The 12,192-nt window shown below is 48.4% G+C and carries 7 protein-coding genes; 2 read left to right on the forward strand and 5 right to left on the reverse strand.

Going from position 1 to position 12,192, the window contains the following annotated elements; genetic code table 11:
- Positions 1 to 55: 55 nt before the first annotated feature.
- Positions 56 to 967: a tyrosine-type recombinase/integrase gene (locus B2T33_RS05165; RefSeq protein WP_063086209.1), complete on the reverse strand. Its 912-nt coding sequence runs from the start codon at positions 965 to 967 to the stop codon at positions 56 to 58.
- Between the two features lie 315 nt (positions 968 to 1,282).
- Between B2T33_RS05165 and B2T33_RS05170 the strand changes: the two genes are divergently transcribed.
- The gene (locus B2T33_RS05170; RefSeq protein WP_143588683.1) at positions 1,283 to 2,656 is read left to right on the forward strand and encodes a hypothetical protein; all 1,374 of its coding nucleotides are present in this window, start codon (positions 1,283 to 1,285) and stop codon (positions 2,654 to 2,656) included.
- Between the two features lie 25 nt (positions 2,657 to 2,681).
- On the opposite strand, the gene B2T33_RS05175 is transcribed toward B2T33_RS05170, so the two are convergent.
- The 4 genes from B2T33_RS05175 to B2T33_RS05190 all read right to left on the reverse strand — a co-directional run bounded on the left by B2T33_RS05175 (position 2,682) and on the right by B2T33_RS05190 (position 10,726).
- A complete protein-coding gene (locus B2T33_RS05175; RefSeq protein WP_063086213.1) occupies positions 2,682 to 3,680 on the reverse strand; it encodes a Wadjet anti-phage system protein JetD domain-containing protein in 999 nt (332 codons plus the stop codon).
- A gap of 119 nt (positions 3,681 to 3,799) precedes the next feature.
- The gene (locus tag B2T33_RS05180) at positions 3,800 to 8,521 is read right to left on the reverse strand and encodes a hypothetical protein (protein ID WP_063086216.1); all 4,722 of its coding nucleotides are present in this window, start codon (positions 8,519 to 8,521) and stop codon (positions 3,800 to 3,802) included.
- Positions 8,521 to 9,324, reverse strand: coding sequence for a hypothetical protein (locus B2T33_RS05185; protein ID WP_063086218.1), 804 nt, complete (start codon positions 9,322 to 9,324; stop codon positions 8,521 to 8,523). Before B2T33_RS05185 ends, B2T33_RS05180 begins: the two co-directional genes overlap by 1 nt.
- Entirely contained in the window at positions 9,314 to 10,726 is a 1,413-nt protein-coding gene (locus tag B2T33_RS05190) for a hypothetical protein (RefSeq protein ID WP_063086219.1), read from the reverse strand. The genes B2T33_RS05185 and B2T33_RS05190 overlap by 11 nt, the downstream gene beginning before the upstream one ends.
- Before the next feature lie 165 nt (positions 10,727 to 10,891).
- Between B2T33_RS05190 and B2T33_RS05195 the strand changes: the two genes are divergently transcribed.
- Complete coding sequence (locus tag B2T33_RS05195; RefSeq protein ID WP_083952713.1) at positions 10,892 to 12,118, forward strand: DUF2235 domain-containing protein; 1,227 nt, start codon at positions 10,892 to 10,894, stop codon at positions 12,116 to 12,118.
- Positions 12,119 to 12,192: the final 74 nt, after the last annotated feature.

The raw sequence follows: 12,192 nt of genomic DNA on the forward strand, positions 1-12,192 counted from the left end.
TGTCCCGTGTCTGAAAGCAACACCAGACGACAGAATATATTGTGCGCTTAACAAACTATTTTCTCGATCCTGCGCGTCCTCCTTCATTATCGAAAGATCGAAAAATCTGTTCATGCAACAGGCCATCTTTGGGCTGCAGATAAGGTAAAAGGCCACCGGTACTTTTGTGGCGGGTAATCTTGCGGATATCCGCATCCGAGAGACCCTCCCAATGCGCAGTTGTTGCTATTCCGCTTCGTAGTGAGTGTGCGCCGAACTCTTGGGGAACCTTGTCACACAACAACAGCAATCGCTTTACCAGACGATTTATGTAGCGGTCAGAAACCGCTCTTTTTTGAATTTTTCCATCGCGGATTGCAGGAAAACAGGGACCATCAATGGGTCTGTTACTCAACTGGTACCAGTGTTCCATCGCATTAAAGGCGCAAAGCGACGACGGCACTTTGGGTATCCACTGGAAGACGGCATCGCTGTGGTTCTTTGATGGCTTCAGACGTACGATCAGGTGAGCATCTTCAAAAACAATGTCATCCCAACCGATTGCAACAATCTCGGAGCGCCTTAATGCCAGAGAGAATCCGATCAGCAAAGCGGCCCTATCCCGGGACGCCTTTGGACCGTTCTCTGGCAAATGATCCAGCATTTGCCCCAATAACACGGGAGCGATCATGCGTTTGCGTTTGGGATCATGACCTCGCTCCCGGCGAATACCTCGCATGAAACGACGCAAATAGTTTCGAGGATCCTTAAACTCCAGACCGTTCATCGCACACATAAAGTGGATGGCCGCGAGATCTTGTTCGAGAGCACTTTGTCCCACTTTGGCTGAGCGCTCTGTCAGAAAGAGCGTAATCGTCTTAGGGTCGGAATTTGGCTTTTCAATGCCCTTGGCCGCACACCAGGCTTCGTATCGTCGCCAGGATGCGAGATACCGTGTGCGCGTTGAAGGTGCCAGCGCCTGATCCATAATGCGTCCCGCCCGGTTGGCGAGTTCGAGAAAGGAGTTACCTGATTCGATCGTTCCGAATCCTGTATTAAGAGCAAATCGTTAGAAAAAGACGGTAACAGAAAAAACAAACCAAGAACAATTGATAATTTTTGACCTAAAATCAAAACTTCAATGGGAAAATGAAACGATAATCTGTTTATGAACTCTGACCAATGACGTCAGACTTTATGTCCTCATTGATCTATTATCCTGTTACAAAATATACACCAATAGTTGCATAATTAAATTAGATGCATCAAATTAACAACCGTATCCAAGGTTGGGAGGCTAACCGTGTTCAACAACTTTTTTTCAGGGGATCCGGTTATTGAAAAACCGAGAGCCGTTTACGCAAAACTCGATAAAATTGAGTCTCTCGACGGGGTAGGCTCACAATCCGACTCATATGTATATTTTGATACTGTTGACGCAGACTGGTTCAACCGTACTTGGAAAAAATATCGTTCTGAACGAAAACACCAAGATGCTTCAATAAACTGGTTTAAGGTAGCGCCCATATCGATCATTGTGGGAAAAAGAAGCCTGCTCTTTGGAAAATATGTCTCAACAGATGAGCTAGATTCACTGAGACATGAAATAGATGCCCCAACAGATGAAATAGAGGAGAGAGGTAACTGGTATCTTCTAGAATTTGCGAACGATGGCATCCCTGTTGATCAATATTTTGGCCTGTTCTCTCCTCCAGTTTCAAGGGTGATAGCGTCACCTCAAAGAGTATCTGCTGAGTTTGAAAAAAGTCTCGGAGACTGCTTTGACCTCGATGACATTAAAGATGCGACGGTGAGTGATATAAAGAAGACCCTCAATCCCTCGTGCAACTCGGTTGAAGGTGTAGCGGTCTACGATGTTGGTCAGGGTAACTGTAATGCACTGCTTAGAAACGTGTATTCCCCAGCTCCAACATTGTACTTTGACTTTGGAGGAGGAGCTCTGGCTAACCAATCGACCTTTCCGACCAAACTGCGTCACTTCTGCAAATCACTTAAGCAGCCAGTAATTCTATCTCACTGGGATTGGGATCACTGGTCATCGGCTCAGAGAGACTCAGGCATTCTTCAACATACTTGGATTGTACCACGCCAAACATTAGGAGCTGTGCATCGCACATTAGCCGCCAACATAGACAGCAAAGGAAAATTACTGATTTATCCAAATAATATAGGAAGCATACGTGTAGGTTCTGTAGAATTGATCAAATGCCAGGGGCGAGGACGGAATCATTCTGGGCTAGCTTTGATCGCAACTCATCAAATTCTGGATAGGCGTATATTGCTCCCGGGCGATGCCAGATACAACGTTATACCCAATTGTCTGAGTAGAGCTATTACAGCTTTTACTGCACTTGTAGCACCACATCACGGTGCAGATATGCGATTTAGGCGAGTTCCAGGCCCAGACTACTGCGGCTTTAATCGCATTGTTTATTCTTATGGTCCCCAAAACACTTTTTATCATCCGCGACAAATCACTATCGACCGCCATAAAGATGAAGATTGGGATCACAAGCTGGAGACTGCTGAAGCGCGTAAACGCTCTCCCACTCAACTTGGGCATTTGCTACTGACATTTGATAATAGCTATGTGCCAAACACAAGACTGTTTCCTCCATGCGGGGGCAACTGCCAACTAGATCTTGTTGAAGGATAAATTCTTTTCTCGGAAACCTGTCGGCTCATTCCCAAACGTCACCAACAATGTCCCCTAACCAAGGATCACACACGGCTTCTTGATCAAATGCGCGAGATCTAACAAGGTCCATAATCAAACGGAGCTTATCTGAGGCATCTGATGCGGTCCGCTGCTGGCCGCTTTTTCCTGAGAACGCTCCATAGGGGTGACCACCACGGCGCTCAAATTCCTCGATCATATAGCCGTAAGCAGCAGACAATCTCAGCTCGGGAATCCTGTATCTAAGCTTCTCAAAGATTCTGAGCGCTTCTCGATCCAAGTCCCCCCAGAATAGTTTGGTCTTATCGCTTTTGATGAGGGTGGACAACTCTTGGCGCGTATTGTCCACAGGACAAGACACGACCTTACCCATCAGCAATCTCTCGCCAAGATTTTCCAACGAGATGCCGTACCCGAATGAACAGATTCCAATGATCGAACGTTTAGACGGAGACTGAGAAAAGGCAGTAAATGCGGCCATATTTTCTATGAAAACGATAGCATCTGCATCTTCTAGTCTTGGACCTGCTGTCAGGACATATTGAACCCGATTATATCCGGCGTCTTTGGCAACCCCAAAGGCCTCAGCCACTGGCGCACCCAGTGTGTCCAAAGCCTTGGACGAGCCAAGCAAGTGTTTCGCCGAAGTGATATATGGATCTCGGTGACTTACCCCTTTATCGTTGAAAATTGCAATCAAGCCTTCGAGTATTGATATTTGATCAGCTTCGGACAGTTCCAACACTGAGGATGAGACACGCTGTAGTGCCGCTTTTTGTGGAACATTCAGTTTATCTTGGTACTTCGCAATAACCTCTTGCCATCGGGCATACTCGGCAGGGATGTCTTCTCGTTTGAGATCAAGTTGGACGTTGCGCAGGGGCCTCATACCATGGCTGAACACGCCCCGAAGCTCACCCAACGCTTGGAGCTCTCGCAATGACTCTATGATCATTGGTGTATCAAAGCGCTCAGGTAACCTCTCTTCGAGAAGTACCCACAATCTCGACTTCCTTATAGTTCCGGTTCTTGTGCCTGATCGCAGTGCGGCACGCACAATATCGAGATCACCATCTTGCAACAGAATACTCATATCAGCCCTAAAGCCCCAAAGAATTGAGTTTAATGCGTTGCCGATTGATCATCGAAAAGGTCGTCGATAACCTGATTCCTGTTTTGCGTAGCGTCTTTCTGTCTTCGTTGGCCCTGCATATTTGCCATCACCACTTCCCCTGGCCTGATTTTCAATTTGGCCCCGTTTCCGAGCTCAATATCGACATTCGTCCATACGTGCTCACCGTCCTCGCCGATGCCACCTGCCGGCTTACCAACGATAAAACGAGGGAAAATGTCGAAATTGTTCCGGTAGTGAGGAGGGTGAATAAAGCCGATAATCTGAAGGTTACTTTGGAGTTCCAGACTACCTCCGAGAGACAGATCAATTAAGCTTTCATCTGACAAATTGGAGAACAGACCATCAATTATCAAAATGCCCTGCGCCGCATTTTCAGCTTTCCTTCTTAGAATCGGTGACAGCCCTAGCGCCGAGCCCTTTTCTAACGCGTCTCTCTTAAAGGCAAATTCAGCGAGCTTTACAGTCCACAACAATTCCAACGCCGCATATTGACCTTCACTCACACCCTCCCGGTCAAAAGGAAAGGGCCTTCCCCCAATCGAGTTGTGTTGCACCGCAATTTTTGCTTCTGGAAACAGCCGCGGATAAATGATTTTTGCAATTCGATCACGTGCTTGAGCTCTGTTACGTGTCAATTCCGCGGAAGTTGGTTCGCTCTTGGTATTAGCTTCCCGCTCTTCGGTTATCTCAATCTCTTCAAGAACCTGCTCAAGAATACTCTCCCATAGCTCGGGAGCAGCGGTTTCAATCTCGATCTTGAACGTTGCATCTGGCGTTTTTGCGAGGACTTCTTTGAGATATCCAAGATGTACATTTACGCCGTCATCAAGAAGCGTTTTCCACACCTTCATCAAGCTGTCTTTATTCTTTTTGACGTCCCGCTGGATTGCTTCGAGAAGCTCCCTTTGATCATCGATTTTCCCCTTTATCTCGTCAACCAGAGTCCTTACATCAGATGGTTCGGCGCGTGCGATACGTCTAAAAATAGGACCTTTGATATCGTCATCTGCTTCACCAGTGTTGGAGAGCTTTTCCTTTTCCGTCATGAAAGCCTTACGTGCCGATTCCACGGCCTTTAACGCGTCTCTAGCCAAACGCTCGGCCTCACTTCGTTTAGTTCCAAGCTCGTCGCAAATCATGCTGACATGCTCAATAAAGCCCTCTTCTTCGATAAAATATCTATCTTTATCAACAAGGTATCTTCTTATGAATTCGAACCTCTGGAACAAGGGGTCCTGTGCCAGCCTCCCATCTGATGCACCTTCTTTGTCCTTGAAATTCTGCACGAAGCCATAGGCGTCCACATAACGGTAGCAGATTGCGGACACCAGCTGATCGAGCCGCCCTTCCAAAACTAGCGCGCGCTCAATCTTTGCCCGCAGGAGGTTTACATCTCCTTTTGCCTGAGAAACTGCACCACTCAGTTCTTCGTGTTTTGCCTGCGTTGCCTCAAGCTCGTCCTTGATGTTTTCAATGTCCTGTTGACAATCTACATATTTCTGGGCTTTTTCGAAATTAATGCCACGCAACCGATCTCGGTTTTCCTTTAGAATCGCCTTTTGCGCTGCAATTTCAGCCTCAGCATGCTTGAGCCACTCAAATTCCCCTTGATCAAGTAAACGCTGCCATTCTTTCAGAACTTCAATCATTGCCAACTGTGAGGTGAATCCTAACAGTTTCTCTTCAGCGGCAGTCTTTTGGACAGACCTGTGTTCGACGGTTTCACCCAGGTGCTCACGCTGGGCTTCTAACTCTTCAATCTGATTCGTAAGTGATAGGTAATCTCTCTTCAAGATCGTCAGGTTTTCAGCTCCGCCCGCTTTGAGGAATTCCCGTCGATTGGAGATAAGTGTAAATGCTCGTCTTGTGATCCGCTGCTTTGCCAGAGCGGACGCCTCTTCCAAACCGACGATGGAACTCTCAAGTGAGGCCATCGCTTGATCACCACCGGCGTTTTTAAAACCTGATAAAGCAACTGCTGACAAAGATAATGAGCTTTGCTCACCTATGCGCTCAAGCTCTTCTCTAGTATGCTCAAGCCTTGCTTCACTTGACTTAATGTCTGCACGCAATTGCTTTTTCCGACGCTCAAGTGCTTCCGGTTCAACGAGCGCTGCGATCACATCGTTATACTCTCCCAACATCAAACCTGACGAGACACCGCCTTCCCAGGATATCCCGTTTGTTTCCCTGTTCAGAAAGTCTTTGAGGCCTTCCTCAAGAAAAACAGGAACCTGCAAATCTTCTCTATCCAATGCCTGGCGCATAGCCAATGCATCTTTAGGATTCTTGAAAACGGGAACAGCAAGGAACGCCCCGAATTGGCTCGCGAGCTTTTTGCGTTCCGTGTCACTGGAGATACATTCAAGGATCACATCGCTCACCGATTTGTAGCTTTGATCCTCAGTTAGAAGCGAGAACGCACGTAAAACGTCGCCAGATGGGGACACACATGCGTGTTCGAGGCTTCTGAGTTGGAGATGTAAAGTGGTCTGAGTTTCCTGTTCGTGACCGATATCGACGATCAACTGGCCACGTTGGTTACGGGCCCATTCCAACCAGGTATCTGGCTCTGCCTCTGGGCATTCTATCTCAAAGAGCGAACTCGATTGTTTAAGACCAGAAAGGTCATGATGGTTTCGCCGTGCGTCATCTAGTGCTTTGTTACTCTTGAACGAAGCGTCAAGTAGTTGATCTTCAAACGAGTCATTGGGCTCAAGGTCGCCAAACAGAGCTGTGTATTCGCTGTCTTCTGACGCAAAAGTTTCAAGCCTCTTCAACTCAGTATGAAGCTGGTCGATCTGCTTCCTATAGGCATTTAATTTGTCCTCGCTCGACTTAAGCAACTGTTCGCTTTCGCTGAGATCGCGCTTGCACTGCTCCAGTCTTTTCCCCTCCGCATCACAGTTCTTTTGAATCTGATCCGCATGTTCAATTGGAGACCAAGAGAGACCTTTTTCGTGTTTTCTTCCAAACTGATGGAATGCCTCAAAAGACTTGGACAGTTCTGCTTTTCTGCCGACCTTATCTTCGACTTCAGCGTCCAGGCGATCATTTTCGTTCAGGATTTTCTCTTCAGTCCGGATCGGCGCAGACAGTTCTTCAGCAGAGAATCCTCGCTCAACCATGTCATTGTAAGACCGGCGTAAATCCTCAGATTCTTTATGTTCGAGTTTTCGGCGATCGAGACGCTGCTGGGTGTCTGCCAACTCTTGCGCGAGCAGAATTGATTTTTCCGACAGATGATGTGCATCTGCTTCGATTTCAGATCTGTGTTTGCGTAGAGGGTTGGAGTCCATCTGGCTGGAAAGAATATCAAACGCATGATTGATCGCCTCGATCAGTGCGGCTTTTGAAATGCTCCAGCTATCATGTCGCTCTATCACTTTGAGCAGATCACCTAAAACCAACCATGTCGGCTCTTTACCGCCACTATGTTTGACAGGTTTTCCCGAGTCGACCCCAATGTACAGTGTACTTTCAATAACTTGCCGCGCCTTCTTCCCATAATTCACGCCAAGCACATTTTCTAGGAATCGTCTATAATTAAATTCGGGATCGGTGGCGAACTTTTTAAACAGATATGCTCCCCATAGGGCGGGTGCACCTTCGGTATTTGAGCCCTCAAGGGCTGGTACCCAGACGACATTGGCGAGTACCTCTCGCACCAGTTCATTCTCAATAGTCGTTGTTGGTGAACGCAACAAACCTGGCAGCGGATTTTCGTCAACGAGATCACGTAGCAAGACTACAGTTTGCGCCACAACAGACATACGTTCATTCAGCTGTCTTTCCGCTTTTTGTAGAGCGTCCCCCATATCAGCCAGAGGCTGTAAGTCTTTGAGCGTTGCCTCTTGCTCCTTTAGTTCCGTCTCGCGCAACCGCTGCTGTCGCTTTGTACGGCTGAGCTTTCTACCCGAGGCACTGACGTTATCTTCGAAGTATGGGCTTTCTTGGCTCCAATCCCCGTCTGCCCCATTGATGATTTCTCGAATGCGCGGACCCGCCATGAGCTCGGGCGCTATATTTTGCCAGAAGAAGCTGGTGCCAAAGTCCCTGCCCTTAACTCTTTCCGTTTTAAATAACGGCTCGGAATGATCGCCAGCTCCACGCAAAATATGATTGACGTTTCGCTCGAGAACATTTTTGGGCATATAAGCGTAAACTAGGGATCGCCACTCAATGCGATCCTTCCTTGGGCGCACATTCCATTTACTGCCAGGGATAGCTTTTATCGCAGCCTCGACTTCAGAATTTGCATATAGCTCTTCTGCCCCATCGTCTAACAGGCGAGAAATCGGTACCGCATCCAAATCACGGGGGTAGTAGTAGTATATGACGTCTCCGTTGGCATACCCGCACGCGCCAAATGTGACTCTTTTTCCCGGTAAATCCTCTCCAAATGCGCGATGCATATAGACCGGCTGATGAATATCCACCTCAATGAATTCAACACGAACATGGCTCCAGACACCCGCACTTTCCGGTGCCATCCGTTCCTTCATGCGTTTGCATAGACGAGCGTCCAAAGAGAGAATACCCAGCACACTTGACACGATAGAGGTCTTGCCTTTCCCGTTTGTCATCTGGACGGCTGTGTTAAATCCTCCAAATCGAAAACGCGTTGCGCGAAACCTTGGCCTCCATGGCTTCCCGGCCTTTTTGATATTCAGGAAATTTGACGTCTCAAACGCACCAATCAAAGCCATCAATCAAACTCCTCGGAATCCGATTGGCCCACAATATTGGCATTTGGATCCTGCACTGTCGCAAGGTTCAGGGTTCCTTCAACTGGGTCTTCTAGCGGGATTTCAAACAAGTCACCCAAACCGATTTCGACAGAATGTGCGGCTTCTTTAGCCGCAAGGAGAGTTTGCCGAAAAACATCATCACCAACTTGCTCTAGCAATCCCGCTTCCGTCATGGTCATTAAAAATGAGTCGACCCTGATCTGAACTTCTCGATGCGGATCCACCTCAAGGAGTATTTGTGCAAAGATCGCCCGTTTGTCCGGGGCGACGTCAATTCTCGACAAAGTGTCAATGCCTGACATAACCAATCCAACCAGATGCTCTCTTCTAAAATCCGCCCCGGTAAAGCGGGAAACCTCAGTTAGAGATCTTCCATCATAAAGTAGGGCCATGTGATGCGACCAAATGAATATCCACCACGTCCTCGCCGTCTGTTGGGTTTCGTTCTTTTGACGCTTCATCGCCTCCAGCGCGCTATGGCTCCCACCAAACTCCGGCATTCCTGATTGCGGGTTGCGCAAGAACAGGAATGTACGCTCGCCGATTTCCGGGCGTCCCGGACCACCTTCAACAATTTCAAGTTTAAACCCAAATGCCTCAGCGAGTTTTCCAAGAACATCCCATTGCTGAATGTCCAGATCGTCTAACGCCTTTGCAACATCCAGCTCCCCCGGGTGGCTTTTCCGTGTTCCTGAGCCAAGACGCGCCTCTCTGTGACGCAACATAAATGTCAGCAAATGCCCGAGGTTATCATCGATCACTCGGCACCTCTTCGCACTTTACAAGAACGATATCGTTACCTCTGAAATCACCATCGACGAGCGACAACTTCACTTGATCATGAAGCGCTACCGCTACACGAACTTGTCCAATTTGAAAGAAGGGTGGAGCACTAAAATCTGATATCAACTCCTCAACTAAGCGTATCGAGCTCTCTTCAACCCAACCATTCATAATAATCTCGGATAACGGCAGAGGTCCTTCTGCAAGTCGCTGTTCGAAGCGCTTGGCATAAGCATCGATACACTTGAGTTCTTTAAGTGAGAGATTTTCGTCTGCGGGCGGTAGGAGAACTCGGTTGGATTCAGTCTTGGTTGTCCGGCTGATGATAAAGTTTCTAAAATCCACCGGATGAGGTGCAACCGTCCGCGGCAATTGCGGCATCAGCAAATCAACCATGCCCATCATTTCTGCTTCGCTTAAAGGGTCATACGCAAAACGTAGTGCCAGCCTTGAAAAGTCAACGTGGCGTGCAATAACCGCGCCGCGGTCTTGCATTCTGTCAATACATTCAAGAAAGCGCTTCAAGAACCCCTCGAGTGACTGCGCCAGTTCACGCGGTGCACGACGGATCTGGTCCCACAGCACAGCACCCTCGCCATATTTTTCGGTATATTGTTGAAATCGTTCTGCGCAGGATGTCGTGGCAAGGTGTTCGCGCACCTCAAGAAGCGTCTTGAGTGCTCCTTCTATGGTTTCCTGATAGGCACCTCGGTTCTCAAGATAGTAACGCCGCAGTTGCCCAAAACCCGGTTGCTCGGTTGCTGCAACCAGCTGTTCAGCTTCACGATTAATACTACGGACCATCTGGCCGCAAAGGGCGATCATTTTACCAAAATCGCCCAACCTCAACGCTTTGACGACACCATCACTAAGATCTCCAGTATAAATCCATTCTTTGGCGGACTTAGCGATCTGAACAGTTTGATGCCCTCGCGCACTGAGCCTCACGAGCCCGCCAGACCTCGAACGCTCCAACAGTGCGGTATCTTTGGTAACGAATGATTTTGGATTGATTTCTTCCTCTCGCCCCGAGAGGAAATGCACCTCTGTCGGTCGTGCCAAGACCCTTACGACATACTGCACATCCGTCACGCCGAGTTCAGGATGGCGCTGCTGGATTTGATCAATGAAGGGATCTATCGGAATAAATGCCCCTGGCGATTCAAAATCTGAAACGGTTAAATAGTTAAAGAGCTCTAATGCGACATCAAGCCAAAGTCCGCGCAACTCACGGCCAGGGCGTGCTAGTACGACATCTTGCGCAGGTACTCCCACAGCATGCGCTGAGTCATGCAAGTCTACCAACCGGAATGCGCCCAACAACCACTCTAGGTCTTCGGGAATCTCGTGGTCAGAATTCTGCGAGAGGTCGTGCGGCATCTTCACAGCTCAGTGCAAGTTTTATGTGAATTCCGAAGTATAAATAGTTGCAACCAAAGATAGAATATACTTTCATAATTAACACATAGGAACAACTTGAAACTGTTCGAGATCCTATCGGAGCTCCCACGTTTCAGAAAAATCGCCACAGCGTCAGGTTAGGCCATGACAGATACCCCATCCAAAACGCGCATGTCGCGCTCCAGCGTCGGCCCAGGCAGGAATCTTGTTGTCTGTTGCGATGGCACCACCAACGAAATTGGCAAGCAGCTTTCCAATGTGCTTAAGCTCTATCGGATCGCAGAAAAGAGTGAACAGCAGCTGGTCTTTTACCAACCGGGAATTGGCACTGTTGCAATGCCAGACAGTTGGGGAAAGTGGCGGCAAAAGGCCCATGCCACTTTTGAAATGGCGACCGGGAAAGGTCTGGATCGCGACGTATTGGCAGCATACCGCTTTCTGGTAGAAAACTACCGTGAGGGCGACCGAATATATCTGTTTGGCTTTAGCAGAGGCGCATATACGGTTCGCGTATTGGCTGGCATGATCTATCTTGTAGGTTTGTTACGCCAACATCAGGCTAATTTTGCAGGCTATGCGCTTAAAGCCTACAAAAATGCCAAAGAGGATAGTAATTATGCTACCGCCCATGAGTTTCGCGAGATCGTGCGTCCCTATGCTCAGGTTCCGATCGAGTTTCTTGGCGTTTGGGATACGGTGTCCTCAGTCATCGTTCCGGTATGGCTCAGCATCTTTCCAAAGTTCCACCTTGAAGAACTACCATTCGCCTCGATAAATCCGGCAGTCAAGGTGGTTCGCCATGCCGTGGCTATTCATGAATACCGCCGGATGTTCCGCCTGAAAAACTGGGCGAACAGTCAGAAGTTCCAACCGAACCGATATTCACAGGCCACTAATCACACAAAGCAAGACCTGCGCGAGGTCTGGTTCAACGGTTGTCATTCAGATATCGGCGGCGGCTTTGTCGAAGAAGAAAGTGCGCTGTCCAAGTTCCCGTTACGATGGATGCTAGCGCAAGCACGAAACAGGGGCCTGAGAATTCGCACACAAATGGTCAACCATATCGTACTTGGCCACCCAAGGGTCAATGCGCGCCAATACACCAAACCATCGGCTGATGGCCTTTTACACACATCCCTCACGACCGGCTGGAGACTTCTGGAATTTCTGCCCAAGAACGCACATCGCCAAGAATGGCATGAACGAAAAATCTGGTGGAAACGGTTTTATTTTCCTAGGGGGGAGCCCCGCCATATTCCACCAGATAGCCTCATACATATATCCGCCATCGAGCGCTTCAAAGACAATGAAAAGGAACGCCCAAGAAATTGGCCTGCTTCATACGTTATTGAAAAGGCGGAAGGCCCGTGAATAATCCCAAGACTGTCGGTGCCATGAGTCCTCGCGGCCATTCTGCAGCATCCCTTGAGATCGCGCAATTTAAG

Origin of the sequence: Thalassospira sp. UBA4513 (genome assembly GCF_002388495.1) — a bacterium.
Classification (GTDB): Bacteria; Pseudomonadota; Alphaproteobacteria; order Rhodospirillales; family Thalassospiraceae; genus Thalassospira; species Thalassospira tepidiphila.

What these genes read in the sequence shown, in the direction of transcription:
- B2T33_RS05180 (WP_063086216.1), bottom strand. Translation starts at nt 8,521, where the DNA reads ATGGCTTTGATTGGTGCGTTTGAGACGTCAAATTTCCTGAATATCAAA.
- B2T33_RS05165 (WP_063086209.1), bottom strand. Translation starts at nt 967, where the DNA reads ATGGATCAGGCGCTGGCACCTTCAACGCGCACACGGTATCTCGCATCC.
- B2T33_RS05195 (WP_083952713.1), top strand. Translation starts at nt 10,892, where the DNA reads ATGACAGATACCCCATCCAAAACGCGCATGTCGCGCTCCAGCGTCGGC.
- B2T33_RS05190 (WP_063086219.1), bottom strand. Translation starts at nt 10,726, where the DNA reads ATGCCGCACGACCTCTCGCAGAATTCTGACCACGAGATTCCCGAAGAC.